15 protein-coding genes are annotated in these 17,055 nt (G+C 65.6%); 11 read left to right on the top strand and 4 right to left on the bottom strand.

All coding sequences use genetic code 11. The features are described from left to right. Nucleotides 1-7 precede the first annotated feature (7 nt). Nucleotides 8-1,546 carry a tripartite tricarboxylate transporter permease gene (locus G0D83_RS08345; protein ID WP_108965013.1) on the top strand — a complete coding sequence of 513 codons (1,539 nt, stop codon included), beginning with the start codon at nucleotides 8-10 and terminating at the stop codon, nucleotides 1,544-1,546. 202 nt (nucleotides 1,547-1,748) lie between these two features. Then, nucleotides 1,749-1,925: a hypothetical protein gene (locus tag G0D83_RS08340; RefSeq protein WP_159099563.1), complete on the top strand. Its 177-nt coding sequence runs from the start codon at nucleotides 1,749-1,751 to the stop codon at nucleotides 1,923-1,925. 98 nt (nucleotides 1,926-2,023) lie between these two features. Here G0D83_RS08340 and G0D83_RS08335 read toward each other — a convergent pair whose 3' ends face one another. Both G0D83_RS08335 and G0D83_RS08330 read right to left on the bottom strand, forming a co-directional pair. Further along, nucleotides 2,024-2,773, bottom strand: coding sequence for a siderophore-interacting protein (locus G0D83_RS08335; protein WP_164191949.1), 750 nt, complete (start codon nucleotides 2,771-2,773; stop codon nucleotides 2,024-2,026). A 15-nt stretch (nucleotides 2,774-2,788) separates the two neighbouring features. Next, nucleotides 2,789-3,310: a PadR family transcriptional regulator gene (locus G0D83_RS08330; RefSeq protein WP_235940280.1), complete on the bottom strand. Its 522-nt coding sequence runs from the start codon at nucleotides 3,308-3,310 to the stop codon at nucleotides 2,789-2,791. A gap of 180 nt (nucleotides 3,311-3,490) precedes the next feature. Here G0D83_RS08330 and G0D83_RS08325 point away from each other — a divergent pair, with 180 nt between their 5' ends. Genes G0D83_RS08325 through arsJ form a run of 3 tightly spaced genes read left to right on the top strand, consistent with a single transcriptional unit; the run spans nucleotide 3,491 to nucleotide 6,632 of the window. Further along, complete coding sequence (locus G0D83_RS08325; RefSeq protein ID WP_164191943.1) at nucleotides 3,491-4,363, top strand: helix-turn-helix domain-containing protein; 873 nt, start codon at nucleotides 3,491-3,493, stop codon at nucleotides 4,361-4,363. Further along, nucleotides 4,360-5,358, top strand: coding sequence for an ArsJ-associated glyceraldehyde-3-phosphate dehydrogenase (locus G0D83_RS08320; protein ID WP_164191939.1), 999 nt, complete (start codon nucleotides 4,360-4,362; stop codon nucleotides 5,356-5,358). The genes G0D83_RS08325 and G0D83_RS08320 overlap by 4 nt, the downstream gene beginning before the upstream one ends. Then, nucleotides 5,355-6,632, top strand: a complete 1,278-nt coding sequence (arsJ, locus tag G0D83_RS08315; RefSeq protein WP_370457190.1) for an organoarsenical effux MFS transporter ArsJ — start codon at nucleotides 5,355-5,357, stop codon at nucleotides 6,630-6,632. The genes G0D83_RS08320 and arsJ overlap by 4 nt, the downstream gene beginning before the upstream one ends. A gap of 105 nt (nucleotides 6,633-6,737) precedes the next feature. Here arsJ and G0D83_RS08310 read toward each other — a convergent pair whose 3' ends face one another. Next, nucleotides 6,738-9,872, bottom strand: coding sequence for an efflux RND transporter permease subunit (locus G0D83_RS08310; protein ID WP_164191936.1), 3,135 nt, complete (start codon nucleotides 9,870-9,872; stop codon nucleotides 6,738-6,740). Nucleotides 9,873-9,893: 21 nt separating this feature from the next. Next, entirely contained in the window at nucleotides 9,894-11,045 is a 1,152-nt protein-coding gene (locus tag G0D83_RS08305) for an efflux RND transporter periplasmic adaptor subunit (RefSeq protein ID WP_164191932.1), read from the bottom strand. 262 nt (nucleotides 11,046-11,307) lie between these two features. On the opposite strand from G0D83_RS08305, the gene G0D83_RS08300 reads away from it, so the two are divergent. From G0D83_RS08300 to G0D83_RS08275, 6 genes are read left to right on the top strand one after another with little or no spacing between them, the layout of a single operon-like run. Then, the gene (locus tag G0D83_RS08300; protein WP_164191929.1) at nucleotides 11,308-12,294 is read left to right on the top strand and encodes a TRAP transporter substrate-binding protein; all 987 of its coding nucleotides are present in this window, start codon (nucleotides 11,308-11,310) and stop codon (nucleotides 12,292-12,294) included. A 55-nt stretch (nucleotides 12,295-12,349) separates the two neighbouring features. Beyond that, nucleotides 12,350-12,853 (top strand): TRAP transporter small permease, encoded by a 504-nt coding sequence (locus G0D83_RS08295; RefSeq protein ID WP_164191926.1) that lies wholly within the window; start codon nucleotides 12,350-12,352, stop codon nucleotides 12,851-12,853. 1 nt (nucleotide 12,854) lies between these two features. Next, nucleotides 12,855-14,132 (top strand): TRAP transporter large permease, encoded by a 1,278-nt coding sequence (locus G0D83_RS08290; RefSeq protein WP_164191923.1) that lies wholly within the window; start codon nucleotides 12,855-12,857, stop codon nucleotides 14,130-14,132. Between the two features lie 5 nt (nucleotides 14,133-14,137). After that, nucleotides 14,138-14,938 carry an NAD(P)-dependent oxidoreductase gene (locus G0D83_RS08285; RefSeq protein ID WP_235940278.1) on the top strand — a complete coding sequence of 267 codons (801 nt, stop codon included), beginning with the start codon at nucleotides 14,138-14,140 and terminating at the stop codon, nucleotides 14,936-14,938. A gap of 58 nt (nucleotides 14,939-14,996) precedes the next feature. Next, entirely contained in the window at nucleotides 14,997-15,899 is a 903-nt protein-coding gene (kdgD, locus tag G0D83_RS08280) for a 5-dehydro-4-deoxyglucarate dehydratase (RefSeq protein ID WP_164191920.1), read from the top strand. A gap of 15 nt (nucleotides 15,900-15,914) precedes the next feature. Further along, nucleotides 15,915-17,048 (top strand): mandelate racemase/muconate lactonizing enzyme family protein, encoded by a 1,134-nt coding sequence (locus G0D83_RS08275; protein ID WP_164191917.1) that lies wholly within the window; start codon nucleotides 15,915-15,917, stop codon nucleotides 17,046-17,048. Nucleotides 17,049-17,055 lie beyond the last annotated feature (7 nt).

Raw genomic sequence — 17,055 nt, 5'->3', positions numbered from 1 at the left:
GGCCGCAATGGACGTTCTTGCCAATCTCGGAGACGGTTTTGCCGTCGCCCTCACCCTGCAGAACCTCGGCCTCGCGCTGCTGGGCTGCTTTCTTGGCACCATCATGGGGGCGCTGCCGGGGCTAGGCCCGTCGAACGGCGTCGCGATTCTGATCCCGCTGGCCTTCACGTTGGGCCTTGGGCCCACGCCTTCGCTGATCTTGCTGACCTCGGTCTATTACGGCGCCATGTACGGCGGGCGGATCAGCTCGATCCTGCTGGGCATTCCCGGCGACGAGCCTGCCATGATGACCGTGCTCGACGGTCACCCGATGGCCAAGAAAGGTATGGCCGGCGAGGCGCTCTCGCTTTCCGGCATCGCCTCCTTCGTCGGGGCCTTTATCGCCACCTGGGGCCTGATCCTGCTGGCGCCGCAGCTGGTGAAGATCGCGCTGCTCTTCGGGCCGGCGGAGTATTTCGCGCTCTTCGCGCTCGCCTTCGCGACGCTGGGCGGGGTCTCCTCGACGAACCAGGCGAAGTCGGCCTTTGCCGCCATGCTCGGCCTTGGCCTCGCGATGATCGGTGTCGACACCCAGACCGGCGTGCCGCGCTTCACCTTCGGCGAGGTGCACCTCTATGACGGTCTCGACTTCCTCGTCGCCATCGTCGGTCTCTTCGCGCTGTCGGAAGTGTTCATCTTCCTCGAGCACCGTCACGGCGATGCCGATGCCACTTCGGGTCAGCTGAAGGTCGGCCGTCTGACCCCGCCCATGTCGATGATCAAGCAGTGCACCCCGACCATGCTGCGCACCTCGATCCTCGGCTTCATCGCCGGCGTGCTGCCGGGCGCGGGCGCCTCGCTGGGCTCGTTCATCTCCTACTCGATGGAGAAGCGCCTGGTCGACAAGGAGGGCACCTTCGGCAAGGGCGATCCGCGCGGCGTCGCGGCCCCCGAGGCGGGCAACAACGCCGCCGCCGGCGGTGCGCTGGTGCCGATGCTGGCGCTTGGCGTGCCCGGGTCGGGCACCACGGCGGTGCTGCTCGCGGTGCTGCTGTCGCTGAACATCACCCCCGGCCCGTTGCTCTTTGCCAACAACCCCGATGTGGTCTGGGGCCTGATCGCAGCGCTCTTCATCGCGAACTTCATGCTGCTTGCGCTGAACATCCCGATGGTGGGCATCTTCACCCGCGTGCTGATGGTGCCTCCGCGCATCCTGATGCCGGTGGTGGCGATGGTCAGCTTCGTCGGCATCTACGGCATCTCGGGCTCGAGCTTCGATCTGCTGGTGATGATCGGCTTCGGGGTGATGGGCTGGCTGCTGCGCAAGTTCGACGTGCCGCTGGTGCCGATCATCCTCGGCACGCTGCTCGGCAACACCATGGAGAACAACCTGCGCCGCGCCATCACCATCGACAACGGCAACTGGTTCACGCTTTTCGACAGCCCGCTGTCGCTGACGCTCTGGGCGATCGCCATCATCGGCTTCGTCATGCCGCTGATCGTTGGCCGGCTGGTGCGCGCCAAGATGCACGAGCGTGGCGACGACGAAGGTTCGATCGCCGACTGAGCCGCCGCACCCGAACCCTTGTTTGCCAGCTCTGCGCCGGCCCGCTTCCACGGGCCGGCGCTTTCCGTTTCCAAGGCGGGCGAGGCTGCGTGCCGCAGCGCAGCGTCAAATGCTGCCGCTGCAAAGGCGATGTCGAAAATGAAAATGCGGCATTGTGTCGCCACGGATCCGTGATAGCGTTGATTCCAAGGGAGGAACTATCATGGAACTTTATCTGATCGGCTTGGCCATTGGCCTTCTCATCATATCTCCGGTGATCGCGCTGATCCTGTTCGCCGGGATTGTCACGCGCAAGCAAGAGCGCCGGACACCGCCGTCGGGCGGCTCGCGGGCGCGGGTCGGCCTGCAGGGATTCGCGGCCCGCTACGCCAAACCCTGATCCCGGTCACGGGCGACGAGCATTACACAGCAAGAGGCCGGGCGCGGCGTGGCGCCCGGCCTCTGATTTTTGCACGGTAGCCCCTGGCAGGCCCGGTGTCAGTCGAGCGCCTTGTCGCTTGTGCCGGCGCCGCCCTTCACCCAGTAGCCCGCGGCCTTGAGCCAGTGCGGGGGATGCTGCCGCTCGTCGAGGAAGTGCAGCTTGAGCGCGCGGGCGACCTGTGCTTCGGCGGCGATCCAGACGAAGCCGCGGCCTTCCGGGAGGGTCAGCGCGCGGGCCGCCTCGAGCAGGATCTCCGGCTCATGCGCCTGAGCAACCGGACGATGCAGCCAGTGGGGCTTTTGGGTCGCGGCGCTCTCGAAGCGCTGCTCGTCTTCCGGCCCGGGCACCGCCGCGAGGGTGATCGCGGTGACACCCTCGGGCAACTCCTCGATGCGGCGGCCGATGGCGGGCAGGGCGGTCTCGTCCCCGATCAGCAGGTACCAGTCGAAGACCGGTGCGATCACCGCCGAGCCGCGCGGCCCGCCGATGCGCAGCGTGTCTCCGGGGGCGGCACTCTCGGCCCAGTCCGTTGCCGGGCCGGCATCGTGGATGGCGAAGTCGAGCACCAGCGTGCCCGCCTCGGCGTCGTAGCGGCGCGGGGTATAGTCGCGCATCTGCGGCTTGTCGGCCTCGGGGCCGGGGAAGAAAAGCTTGATGTGGTCGTCCGCGCCGAGGCTGGTGAAGCCGTCGAGCTCGGGCCCGTCCAGCGTGATGCGGATCATGTGAGGGGTGAGTCGTTCGGTCTCGCGCACCCTCAGGGTGCGGCGCTTCAGCTCGTGCTTGTGGCGTGTGATGACATTTTCCATGGGCAGTCCCTGCTGTCAGCTTTCGTCTGCGGGCGCATCCGGCGTGTCGCCTGCGATGGCCCGGGCGGTGTCTCGTAGCTGCGCGGCAAGCGTGGCGATGAGCGTGTCGTCGGCACCCTCCGCCGCCATCCGGCGGCGCAGGGCAATCTTGATCTCGTCCATGGCGGCAACGATCTCCTTCGGCGCGTTGCCCCGGTGGAAGGCCGGGGGCTTGCGGGCCAACAGGTCGTCCGCCGCTGCGCGGTTGGCTGCGAGAAAGGCCGCGCCCTCGGCGGTCAGCCGGGCGCGCTTTCGACCGCTCTCGTCGGGCTCGACTTGCGCATAGCCCATGTCTTCCAGCCACGACAGGGTGGGGTAGATGACGCCGGGACTGGGGGTGTAGGCGCCGTCGAAGCGCGCGTCGATGGCCTTGATCAGCTCGTAGCCATGGCGCGGCTGTTCGGCGATCATCGACAGGATGAGCAGGCGCAACTCGCCGTATTCGAAGAGGCGCCTGGTCCGCCTGCCGCCGCGATGTCCGTCCGTGTCCCGTCGCATGCCCTGTCTCGCGCCCATACATTTGGGGTAAATTTCGATATATCGGAAGATAAGATATATCTGGAAAAGTGCAAGATGCCGCGAGGGCTCGCTGTCGAGAGGCCCTGGAGATGCGCGTTGCGCGCGCGTGTCATGAAACTGTCACTTCCGCAGTCCCTATAATTCATATATTCATGAAATATGGAAAAAGAGATTCCCGACCGCCTCATGACCCTCGGCCACCCGCAGCGGCTGGCGCTGTTCCGGCTGCTCATGCGCCGCTACCCCGACCGCCTGCCGGCCGGCGAGATCGCCGAGGTGCTGGAGGTGAAGGCCAGCACGCTTTCGACCTATCTCGCCGCGCTGATGCGTGCCGGGCTGGTGACCCAGGAACGCGCGGGCACCTCGCTGCTTTACGCGGTCGACATGAAACAGGTGCAGGACACCTTCGACTACCTGCTGCGCGACTGCTGTCGCGGGCGCCCCGAGATCTGCTCCCCGAGCCCGCTTTTCGCACCAGAAGGAACCGCCCCGATGACCACCCAAGGTCCTGACCGCAAATACAACGTCCTGTTCATCTGCACCGGAAATTCCGCGCGGTCGATCTTTGCCGAAACGCTGCTGCGCGAAATCGCCGGTGACCGGTTCAACGCCTATTCGGCGGGGACGAAACCCAGCTCCGAGCTGAACCCCGTTGCCGTCGAACTGCTGCGCCAGAAGGGCCATGACATTGCGGCACTGCGCGCCAAGAATGTCTCGGAATTCTCGGGCGAGGGCGCGCCGGACCTCGATTTTGTCTTCACCGTCTGCAACCAGGCGGCCAACGAGGACTGCCCGGCCTGGGACGGCCAGCCGATCTCGGGCCATTGGGGTATGCCTGACCCGGTGAAGGCGACCGGCACCGAGGCCGAGAAGATGCTCGCCTTCCAACAGGCCTATGGTGCGCTCAAGCACCGGATCGAGGCCTTCACCGCGCTGCCCATTGACCAGCTCGACCGCATCTCGCTGCAGGCTGCTGTCGACAAGATCGCACAGTTCGCCCCGACCCAGACATCCCCGGAAGAAGACGCATGACCACATTTGCCCTGAACGGCCTCGGCCGCATCGGAAAACTCGCCCTGAAGCCCCTGCTCGAGAAGGGGGCGAAGATCGCCTGGATCAACGACGCCGTGGGCGATCCGGCGATGCACGCGCACCTGCTGGAGTTCGACACGGTGCACGGGCGCTGGAACGCCGAGTTCTCGCACGATGCGCAGAGCGTGACGGTGGATGGCACACGGCTTCCCTTCATGGGCACCCGTGATCTCTCGGCGCTGCCGCTCGACGGGGTGGACGTGGTCATCGACTGCACCGGCGTCTTCAAGTCCGAGGCGGCGCTCGCGCCCTATTTCGCGGCGGGGGTGAAGAAGGTCGTGGTCTCCGCTCCGGTCAAGGACGGGGCAACCGCCAATATCGTCTACGGCGTCAACGACGGCACCTATGATCCGGCGCGGCACAGCATCGTCACCGCGGCCTCCTGCACCACCAACTGCCTCGCGCCGGTGGTCAAGGTGATCCATGAGAACCTGGGTATAAGGCACGGCTCGATCACGACAATCCACGACGTGACCAACACGCAGACCATCGTCGACCGGCCCGCCAAGGACCTGCGGCGCGCGCGCTCGGCGTTGAACTCACTGATCCCCACGACCACCGGTTCGGCCACCGCGATCACCCTGATCTACCCCGAGCTGAAAGGGCGGCTGAACGGCCACGCGGTGCGGGTGCCGCTGCTCAACGCTTCGCTGACCGACTGTGTCTTCGAGGTGGAGCGCGCGACCAGCGCCGCGGAGGTGAACGCGCTTTTCGAGGCGGCGTCGAAGGGCGCGCTGAAGGGCATCCTCGGCTACGAAGAGCGCCCGCTGGTCTCGTCGGATTACACCAACGACACCCGCAGCGCGATCATCGACGCGCCCTCGACCATGGTGGTGAACGGCACGCAGGTGAAGGTTTACGCCTGGTACGACAACGAGATGGGCTACGCGCACCGGCTGGTGGACGTGGCGCTGATGGTCGGGGGGCGGATGTGAGCGTGCAGGCCGAAGGCAGACCCGAGGGCCTCTCGGCCTATATCGCCGTCACCGCCGCCTACTGGGCCTTCATGCTCACCGACGGCGCGCTGCGGATGCTGGTGCTGCTGCATTTCCACAGCTTGGGCTTCAGCCCGGTGCAACTGGCCTATCTCTTCGTGCTCTACGAGATCGCCGGGATGGTTACCAACCTCTCGGCGGGCTGGATCGCGGCGCGCTTCGGGCTGACCTCGACGCTCTACGCGGGGCTCGGGTTGCAGGTGGCGGCGCTGCTGGCGCTGACCCAGCTCGACCCTTCGTGGAGCATCGGCGCCTCGGTCGTCTTCGTCATGTGCGTGCAGGGCGCCTCGGGGGTCGCCAAGGACTTGGCCAAGATGTCCTCGAAGTCGGCGGTCAAGCTGCTGGCGCCCTCGGAACGGGGCGGACTCTTCCGCTGGGTCGCGGTGCTCACCGGCTCGAAGAACGCGGTGAAGGGGGTCGGCTTTTTGCTCGGGGCGGCGCTGCTGGCGTCGCTCGGCTTCAAATGGGCGGTGCTGGCCATGGCGTTGGTGCTTGCGGTGATCCTCATGGCGGTCTGCGTCTTCATGCCCGGCGGCTTGCCGAAGGGCCGCAAGGGAGCGAAATTCTCCGAGGTCTTCTCGAAGTCGGCCAACGTCAACTGGCTGTCGGCGGCGCGGGTGTTCCTTTTCGGCGCGCGCGACGTGTGGTTCGTGGTCGGCATCCCGATTTATTTCTACGCGGTGCTCTCGGACGGCAGCGAAGAGGGCAACCGCGCGGCCTTTTTCATGATCGGCACCTTCATGGCAGTTTGGATCATCCTTTACGGCGCGGTGCAGGCGGCGGCGCCGCGCATCCTGCGCGCCAAAACTCGCCCCGAGGCCGAGCTGATCCGAGCCGCGCGGGGTTGGGCGGCGGCGCTCTTCGTGGTGCCGGCTGCGCTGACCGTGGCGGTGCTGCTATCGCCCGGGCCGCAAATGTGGCTGACTGTGGTGCTGGTCGTCGGCCTGCTGGTCTTCGGCGCGATCTTCGCGGTGAACTCCTCGCTGCATTCTTACCTGATCCTCGCCTTCACCAAGTCCGAGCGGGTGACCATGGACGTCGGCTTCTACTACATGGCCAATGCCGGAGGGCGGCTGATCGGCACGCTGCTCTCGGGGCTGACCTATCAGCTCGGAGGCCTGCCGCTGGTGCTTGGCACGGCGGCGGGAATGGTGGCGCTGGCAGCGCTGGTCTCGGGGCGGCTGAGCGCCGAAGTGCATGAGGTGGCGGTCTAGGCGCGCGACCGGCGGCTTCGACTTGTTTCGCTCGGGTAAGGTGCTGATCGAAATCTACAAAGGCCCGGGCGCTGTGCCCGGGCCTTTCCTGATTGCCACGACGTCTCACACCACCGGCGGCGTCCGTCCCCGGTGGATTTTCTCGCGCAGCCCCTGGATGATCTTGAAGAACACCGGCCCGAAGATCGCCCCCAGCACCGCCGAGGCGATCGCCCCGCCGAAGACCGCCAGCCCCAGCGACACCCGGCTCGCTGAGCCCGCACCCGAGGCGATGACCAGCGGGTAGACCCCGACCGCGAAGGCCAGCACCGTCATCATCACCGGGCGGAAGCGCAGCCGCGCCGATTGCATCGCGGCCTCGTGCAGTTCCAGCTCCGCCGCTTCGCGCTGCTGTTTGCCGAACTCCACGATCAGGATCGCCGTCTTCGCCGCCAGCGCGATCAGCATCAGAAGGCCGATCTGCCCGTAAAGACTGAGCGGTTCACCCGCGATCCTCAGCGACACCAAAGCCCCCAGCACCGCGAAGGGCACGGTGAGCAGCACCGCGACTGGCGTCAGGAAGCTTTCGTAGAGCGCCGCGAGGAACAGGAAGGTGAACACGAGGCTCAGCCCCAGCGCGATCGGCACCGCGTTGCCCGAGGCGCGCTCTTCGCGCGACGAGCCGGTCCATTCGTAGCGGAACCCCTCGGGCAGGGCGGTTCCGGCGACCGTCTCGAAACTGTCCATCGCATTGCCGGTGCTGAAGCCGCCGGCGGAGTTGGGAATGCCGGTGACCGTGGCCGAGTTGTAGGTGTTGTAGCGATAGAGCACGTCCGGCCCGGTGGTCGGCACCGGGGTGATCACCGTCGAGAGCGGCACCATGCCGCCCTCGCTGTTGCGCACGTAGAGTGTGTCAAAGGCGCGCTCGTTCTGGCGGAACTCGGCGTCGGACTGGATCATCACCTTGTAGGACTGGCCAAAGACATTGAAGTCGTTGATGTAGAGCGCCCCAAGCTGGGCCTGAAGGGTCAGGAAGATGTCAGAGATCTGCACCCCCAGCGTCTTTGCCCGCACCCGGTCGATGTCGAGGAAGAGCTGTGGCGCGTCGGCCTTGAAGGTGGAATAGGCCAGCGCGATCTCGTCGGCGCCATTGGCGGCGGCGAGGAAAGTTTGCAGCGCCGCGGTCATTTCGTCGGGCCCGCGTCCCTGCGTGTCCTCGAGCACGAAGGAAAGACCCTCGACCGCGCCGATGCCCGGCAGCGCGGGCGCACCGAAGATGATCGTCTTTGCCTCGGGCATGTCTGCAAACATCCGGGTGAACTTCTGCTGCAGGAAGGGCTGGCTGCTTTCCTCGGTGGTGCGCTCGCTCCACTCCTTGAGCTTGACGATGATCATCCCCGCGTTCGACTGCAGCGCCGAGTTGAGGATCGAGTAGCCATTCACCGAGAGCACGTTTTCGACCGCCTCATCCTCTCCGAGCGCGTCGGTGAGCCGGTCCATGATCACCTCCGTGCGGTTCAAAGACGCGCCCGAGGGCAGTTGCACGTCGACCATGAAGAAGCCCTTGTCCTCGGTCGGGATGAAGCTGGTCGGCGTGGTGGTGAAGAGCGTGTACATGGCGAAGAACAGCGCTGCGGCGATGGCGATCGCGATGATCGCATTGCGGGCGAGGAAATCGACGATGGCGCTGTAGACCCGCGTCACCCAGTCGAACCCCTTGTTGAAGCCGCGGATGACGAAGTTCGGGTGCATCCCCGGCTTCATCAGCACCGAGGCCAGCGCCGGGCTCAGCGTCAGCGCGTTGATCATGGAGATCAGCACCGAGACGGTGAGCGTCGCGCCGAACTGGCTGAACATGCGCCCGGTGATGCCGGGCAGCAGCAAAGTCGGGCCGAAGACCGCCGCAAGCACCAGCGAGGTTGCGACGATCGGCCCCGTCACCTCTGCCATGGCGCGTTTGGTCGCCTCGACCGAGCCGATCTCGGGATGCTCGTGCAGGATGCGCTCGACGTTCTCGACGACGATGATGGCATCGTCCACCACCAGCGCGATGGCGAGGATGAGGGCAAAGAGCGTCACCGTGTTGATCGTCATGCCGAAGGCGTAGAGCACCGCCAATGTGCCGATGATCGACACCGGCACGGCGATGGTCGGGATCAGCGTCGCGCGCACCGAACCGAGGAAGATGTAGGTCACCGCCACCACCAGCAGGATGGTGAAGATCATGGTGATCACCGTCTCTTCGAGCGAGGCCTCGATGAACAGCGTGGTGTCGTGGCCGATGACGTAATCGACGCCCTCGGGGAAGTACTGCTTCAGCTCCTCCATCTTCTCGCGCACCGCCTCGGCCACCTCCAGCGAGTTCGCCTCGCTCAGCTTGTAGACCGCCAGCAGCACGCCGGGCTGGTTGTTGAACTCGCCGTAGCCCTTGTACGCAAAGGCACCGAGCTCGATCCGCGACACGTCGCGCAGGCGCACCACCGAGCCCGCGTCATTGGCGGACAGGATGATATCACCGAATTCCTCTTCGGTTTCGAGCCGGCCCTTGGTGGTCAGCACGTATTGGAACTGGGTGTCCTCCGCGGCCGGGGCGGCGCCGAGCGAGCCGACGGCGGCCTGCACGTTCTGCTCCTTCACCGCCGCGACGATCTCGTTGACCGTGAGATTGTGGTTGGCCATCTGCACCGGGTCGAGCCAGGCCCGCATGCCGTAGTCCAGCGCGCCGATGTTCTCGGCGGCGCCGACACCGGCGATGCGCGCCAACTCGCCCTCGACGTTGATCGAGGCGTAGTTCGACAGGAAAAGACCGTCGAAGCGCCCGTCGGGCGAGATGATGTCGACCACCATCAGGATGTCGGGATTGCGCTTGCGCACCCGGATGCCGCGCTGGCGGACCTCTGCAGGCAGAGAGGGTTCGGCCAGCGCCACCCGGTTCTGCACGTCGACCTGCGCCAGATCGGCGTCGACGCCGGTCTCGAAGGTCACGGTCAGCGTGTAGGAGCCGTCCGAGGCGGCCTTGGATTCCATGTAGGCCATGCCCTCGGCGCCGTTCACCTCGTCCTCGATGGGCGCGGCGACAGCCTGCAGCAGGGTTGCCGCGTCGGCACCGGGGTAGTTCGCGCGGACCACGACCTTGGGCGAGGTGATGTCTGGATACTGGTCGATGGGCATCACGGTCAGGGTCAGAAGACCGAACAGCGTGATGAGCATGGAAAGGACAAAGGCGAACTTGGGCCGCCTGATGAAAAATAGAGGTCCCATGAAATTCTCCGCTGCCGGGGCTCAGCTGTCGTAGGGTTGCGGCGAGACGGTGAGGCCGGGACGCATGCTTTGCAGGCCTTCCACGACCACCTGCTCGCCATCCGCGAGACCTTCGGTGATGGTCCAGTTGGCGCCGCTGCGGACGCCGACGCTGATGGTGCGGCGCTCGACGGTGTTGTCTTCGCCGACAACCCAGACGAAGTGGCCCTGCTGGTCGAGGCTCACTGCCCGCTGCGGGATCAGCGGGGCCTGGATCGGCTCGATCACCTGACCGCGGATGGTCACGTTCTGACCCGGCAGAAGCACCCCATGGGGGTTGGGAAAGAGCACGCGGGCCGCGATCGTGCCGGTGCTGGCCGCACCGGTGTTGTCCCAGTTCTCGAAGGTGCCCTTCTCGGGATAGACCTCGCCGCCGGGCAGGATGGCCTCGAGTTCGAGCGGCGGGATCGATCCGCCAGCCTCCTGGATCTCGAGCCGCTTGGCGAGGAAGCCGAAGTAGTTCGACTGGTCGACCAGCCCGACCGCGTAGATCGGATCGAGCGAGACGATGGTCGCGATGTAGGGGGGTTGGGTTGGATCACCCACCGTGAAGAGATCGCCGACGGAATAGTTCGGCGCCGAGATACGGCCGCTGAAGGGCGCATAGACCTTGGTGTCCGCAAGGTCTTCCTCTGCCTGCGCGATCTGCGCGCTGGCCACGTCGACCTGGGCCTGCGCCACGTCTGCCTGCGCCTGCGCATATTCGACCTCGCGCTGCGAGACGGTGTTGCTCTGCGAGAGCTGGGTGGCTCGGTCGAGGTCGAGATCCGCCTTGATCGCCGCCGCTTCGGCCTGTTTCAGCGCGGCGTGCGCCTGCGCAAGGGCGATACGGTAATGGGTCTCGTCCATCTCCACCAGCAGATCACCCTCTTCGACAAAATCGCCGGCGGTGATGTGCATCGCGGTGATCTGCGCTTGCACCGTCGGGCGGATCGACGCGGTGTTGAGCGCCTCGATGCGCGCCGGATGGGTGAACGAGGGGCGAATGCTTTGCGTCTCGACCGTCTGGACGAGGACCGTGGGGCCGGGGGCCTCGGCGGTGTCCTGCGCGAGCGAAGGGGTGGCAGTCGTGGAGGCAAGAATAAACGCGCACAGAGCGACAGCCGAAAACGATTCAATCAGTCTAAAGAACATATCAATGGTCCTTCCAAGGACGGATCTATGCCCCTGAGCTTACACGATATGAACGAAATAGCGACAACCTCTGCACCCAAGGCGCGAGCTTCCGCGCATTTCCAAGTATTCGGGATTGAATTTATACAAGGTGCTTTCTGGAGGTCGGTTTGTGTCTCGGCGCATCCGACGCACTCTTGTCATACGAAATTATTGACAGTCATCATACAACTCATCCATAACCGCCGCGTAACGTCATACGCATCTATGGGAGGAGAGGATGATGTACTTCACCAAGACCAAAACGGCCCTGGTCGCGGCGACCGCGCTGTGCGGGCTGCTGGCAGGGGCGGCACAGGCAGAAACCTGGCGTGCCTGGGCGATCCACCCCGAGGATTATCCGAACGTGGTCGCCATGCAGCAATTCGCCGACGAGGTGACCGAGAAGACCGAGGGACGGATCGAGCCGACCGTCTACGCCAACGGCGTGCTGGGCGCGCAACCCGATGCGATTGAACAGGTCCGTGCCGGCGCCATCGCGGTGGGGAACTTCAACATGGGCCCTATGGGCGAGATCGTTCCGGCGACCAACGTGCTGTCGCTGCCCTTCATCTTCCGTGACGTGGACCACATGCACAAGGCGATGGACGGCGAGATCGGCCAGCGCTTTTCGGACGCGCTCTCGGAAGAGGGGCTGGTTGCCCTGTCGTGGATGGATAGCGGCTCGCGCTCGTTCTACAACACCAAGCACCCGATCGAGACACCCGCCGACATGGACGGCATGAAGTTCCGGGTGATGAGCAACGATCTTTACGTGCAGATGGTCGACCAGCTGGGCGGCAACGCCACGCCCATGGCTTATGGCGAGGTCTACCAGTCGCTGAAGACCGGCGTGATCGACGGCGCCGAGAACAACTACCCGTCGTTCGAGAGCTCGAACCACTACGAGGTGGCCAAGTACTACTCGATCACCAACCACCTGATCATCCCCGAGTGTATCTGCGTCTCGACCAAGGTTTGGGACAAGGTCTCGGACGAGGACAAGGCGATCGTCACCGAGGCGGCGGTTTCGGCGGCGGAAACCCAGCGCGAGCTCTGGGCCGAGCGCGAGATGGCCTCGAAGCAGAAGGTGGAAGACAGCGGTGTGGCGGTCAACGAGGTCTCCGACCCCGCGGCGTTCCAGTCGGCGATGGAGCCGGTCTACGCCAAGTTCATCGAGAGCAACCCGGATCTGGAAGGCCTGATCCGCGACATCCAGGCGATCGAGTGATCTGAAGCAGGCTCAGGCGTGTCCCCGCGGGGACACGCCCTTTCCGGGAGGCACAATGGCACAGAGCCAAGAGGCCGGGGCAGGGGCCGTCTATCGCCTGCTCGACCTGCTAGCGCGGGTCTGCGTGACGGTGGCCGGAACCGGCCTCGTCGTCCTGATCGCCATCTTCGGCTGGCTGGTCTGGGGGCGCTACATCCTGAACGACACCCCCACCTGGGTCGAGCAGCTGGCGCTGCTCCTCGTGGTCTGGATCACCTTTCTCGGGGCTGCGGCGGGCGTCTGGGGCCGCACGCACCTCTCGGTGGATTTCCTGCGCGACGCCTTTCCCGGCCCGATCGCCATGGCGATGAAATGGCTCGCGCTCGTCGGCGTGCTGATCTTCGCGCTCTGCCTCGGCTGGCAGGGCTACATCCTGGCCGAGAACACCTGGGCCCGCACCGTGCCGATGCTCGGTATCTCCGAGGGCCTGCGCGCCGTGCCCATGGCCATCTGCGGCGCTCTGAGCGCGCTTTTCACCCTCTATCAAATGGCCGAGCTGGCAAAGGGCCGCGGGTACTGACATGGGTTTGATCATTCTTTTCGGGACTTTCGGCTTTGGTCTCATCTGCGGCATGCCGGTGGCCTTCGCGCTGGGTCTCGCTGCGGTCGGCGGCTTCGTCTACGAGGGTTTGCCGCTCTTCATAGCCTTCCAGCGGGTGCTCTCGGGCATCTCTGTCTTCTCGCTGCTGGCCATCCCCTTCTTCATCTTCGCCGGCGAGCTGATGATGCATGGCGGCATCGCCGGGCGGCTGGTGCGGCTGGCCTCTTCTGCGGTGGGTGCGATGCGCGGCGGGCTGGGGGTGGTCAACGTCGCCTCATCCATGCTCTTCGGCGGCATTTCGGGCTCGGCGGTGGCCGACACCTCGGCGCTGGGATCGATCCTCATCCCGGTGATGAAGGAAAAGGGCTATGACCCCGACTACGCGGTGAACGTCACGGTGACCTCCTCGGTGGCGGGCGTTGTGATCCCGCCGTCGCACAACATGATCCTCTTTGCCGTGGCGGCGGGCGGCGTGTCGGTCTCGAAGCTGTTCATCGCGGGTGTCATCCCCGGCATCCTGATGTGCCTCTGCCTCGGCATCGTGGCCTATGCGGTGGCCGTGCGCCGCGGTTACCCGGCTGAAACCTTTCCGGGATGGAAGGCGCTCGGCCTGTCCTTCGTTGTCGCCCTGCCGGGGCTGATGACCGCGATCATCGTGGTGGGCGGCGTGCTCTCTGGCGTGATGACTGTCACCGAGTCCGGCGCTTTCGGCGCGATCTGGGCCATCCTCGTGACCACCCTCGTCTACCGCGAGCTGAGCTGGGCGGGCTTCAAGACCGCCGTCGTCAGCTCGGTGCGCACGACGGCGCTGGTGATGCTGCTGGTGGCGACGGCCTCGGCCTTTTCCTACCTGCTGACGCTCTACCGGGTGCCCGAGCTGCTGGCGGGCGCGGTCACCGGCATTTCCGACAACCCCTTGGTGATCCTGCTGCTGCTGAACCTGATCTTGCTGGTGCTCGGGATGATCATGGACATGGCGGCGCTGATCCTGATCTGCACGCCGATCTTCCTGCCCGTCGCGGTGGGGCTCGGGATGGACCCGGTGCAATTCGGCGTGGTGATGATGATGAACCTCGGCCTTGGCCTCTGCACCCCGCCGGTGGGCGCCTGCCTCTTTGTTGGCTGTGTCGTCGGCGGCGTGCGGATCGAACAGGCGGTGAAGACGATCCTGCCGTTCTACGCGGCGATCCTCGTGGCGCTGATGCTGGTGACATATGTGCCCGCCTTCTCCATGTTCCTGCCAAGCCTGATGGAGTGAGAGACATGATGATGAAACGTATCCTGATCACCGGCGCGGCGGGCCAGCTTGGCACCATCCTGCGCGAGACGCTGAAGCCCCACGCCGAGGAACTGCGCCTGTCGGACATCACCGAGATCACCGACCTTGGCGCCAACGAGAGCTTCGTGCCCTGCGACATCGCCGACGGCGGCGCGGTCAAGGCGCTGGTCGAGGGCTGCGACGGGGTGGTGCACCTTGGCGGCATATCGGTGGAAAAGAACTTCGACCTGATCGAGGCGGCCAACCTGCGCGGCGTCTACAATCTCTACGAGGCGGCGCGGCTGCACGGCATGCCCCGGATCATCTTTGCCAGCTCCAACCACACCATCGGCTACTACCGGCAGGAAGAGCGGCTGAAGCACACCGACCCCTTCAAGCCCGACGGGCTCTACGGCGTGTCGAAGATCTTCGGCGAGGCGGTGGCCAGCCTCTACCACGACAAGTTCGGGCAGGAGAGCGCATTGGTGCGCATCGGCTCCTGCACCCCGAAGCCCGAGAACTGGCGGATGCTGTCGACCTGGCTCAGCCCGCGCGATTTCACCTCGTTGATCATGGCCGCCTTCACCGCGCCGCGGCTCGGCTGCACCGTGGTCTGGGGGCAATCGGCGAACGACATGGGCTGGTGGGACAATTCCCACGCCGCCTTCCTCGGCTGGGTGCCGCAGGACAATTCCCAGGACTATGCCGAGGAAATCCGCCGCACGGTGCCGCGGCCCGGCCCCGAGGACTCGGTGGCGAAATACCAGGGCGGCGTCTTTACCGACGAGCCCATTCACCAAAGCTGACACATCCCCGAACACCCCACAGGCCCGCACGCGCGCGCCCCAGAAAGAGGACCCTCGCATGGACCCGCAACAGATCAAACAGGCGCTCGGCTCCGGCCTGCTTTCCTTCCCGGTCACCCCGTTCAACGCCGACAACAGGTTTGCCGCCGATCCCTACCAGAAACACGTCGAGTGGCTCTCGGGCTTCGACGCCCCGGTGCTTTTTGCCGCGGGCGGCACCGGCGAGTTCTTTTCGCTGACCCCGGACGAGATCCCGGTCATCGTCAGGGCCGCCAAGGAAAGCGCCGGCAAGACCGCAATCGTGTCGGGCTGCGGTTACGGTACCGAGATTGCCAAGGGCATCGCGCGCTCGGTCGAGGCGGCGGGCGGTGACGGCATCCTGCTGCTGCCGCACTACCTGATCGATGCGCCTCAGGAAGGTCTCTACGAGCACGTGAAGGCGGTCTGCGATGCCACCGGCATGGGCGTCATGGTCTACAACCGCGACAACGCCGTTCTGCAGGCCGACACGCTGGCGCGGCTCTGCGACGCCTGCCCGAACCTCGTCGGTTTCAAGGACGGCACCGGCGACATTGGCCTCGTGCGGCAGATCACCGCCAAGATGGGCGACCGGCTGACCTACCTCGGCGGCATGCCCACGGCGGAGCTGTTCGCCGAGGCCTATCTGGGTGCGGGCTTCACCACCTACAGCTCGGCGGTGTTCAACTTCGTGCCGGCGCTGGCCAACAAGTTCTACGCCGCGCTGCGGGCAGGCGATCGCGCCACTTGCGAAGACATCCTCAAGAGCTTCTTCTACCCCTTCATGGACCTGCGCTCGCGCCGCAAGGGCTACGCGGTGTCGGCCATCAAGGCGGGCGTGCGGCTGGTCGGCTTCGACGCCGGGAAAGTCCGCGCGCCGCTCTCGGATCTTACCGGCGAGGAGGAAGAGATCCTCAAGGCCCTGATCGACGCGCACCAGTAAGGCAAGGACAGACCCATGAAGATCACCGAGATCCGCACCCATCTTCTGGAACACAGGCTGGAGACGGCGTTTGAAAGTGCCTCCATGCGCTTCGATCGGCGGGTGCATCTGCTGGTCGAGGTGGTCTGCGACGACGGCACCACGGGCTGGGGCGAATGCCTCGGCCCGGCGGGACCGAACCGCGCCATGGTCGAGGCCTATACGCCCTGGCTCATCGGCAAGGACCCTCTGGAGACGGAGAAGCACTGGGCCGTGCTCTACAACGCGCTGCGCGATCAGGGGCAGCGGGGGATCTCGGTCTGCGCGCTTTCCGGCATCGACATCGCGCTCTGGGACATCAAGGGCAAGCACTTCGGCGTGCCGGTCTCGACCCTGCTCGGCGGGCGCTTCCGCGAGAAGGTGCGGGCCTATGCCACCGGCTCGTTCAAGCGCGACGGGGTGGATCGGGTCTCGGACAATGCCGAGGAGACCGGCCGCCACGCGGCGGACGGGTTCCACGCGGTGAAGATCAAGATCGGCTTCGATCCTGCAGAGGACCTGCAGGTGATCAAGGCGGTGCGTGAGGCCATCGGCCCGGAGACCCGGCTGATGATCGACGGCAATCACGGCTATGACGTGATCGAGGCGGTGAGGGTCGGCAATGCCGCTGCCGAGTATGACATCGACTGGTTCGAAGAACCGGTGATCCCAGAGCAGCTGGGTGCCTATGCCGAGGTGCGCGCGCGCCAGCCAATCCCGGTGGCGGGGGGCGAGACATGGCACACCCGCTGGGGATTCGCCGAGCCATTGCGGCGGCGGGTGATCGACATCGCCCAGCCCGACCTCTGCGGCGTCGGCGGCTTCACCGAGGCCAAGCGCGTGGCCGATCTTGCCACGCTGCACGGGGTGCGCGTGGTGCCGCACGTCTGGGGCACCGCGGTGCAGATCGCCGCCGCTCTGCAGTTCATGGCGGCGATGGTGCCCGACCCGGTGCGACGCGGTCCGATCGAGCCGATCATGGAGTTTGACCGCACCCACAACCCGTTCCGGCAGGCAGTGGTGACGCGACCCATCGAGCATGAGAACGGCTGGGTCAGCATCCCCGACGCGCCGGGACTGGGGATCGAGATCGACCGCGCTGCCCTCAAGGATTTCGCGCCGAAGGGCTGAACGTCCT

Source organism: Salipiger sp. PrR003 (assembly GCF_010500785.1).
Classification (GTDB): domain Bacteria; phylum Pseudomonadota; class Alphaproteobacteria; order Rhodobacterales; family Rhodobacteraceae; genus Salipiger; species Salipiger pacificus_A.
The sequence above is the reverse complement of the archived record's forward strand: the minus strand, read 5'-3'. Positions and strand labels throughout refer to the sequence as shown.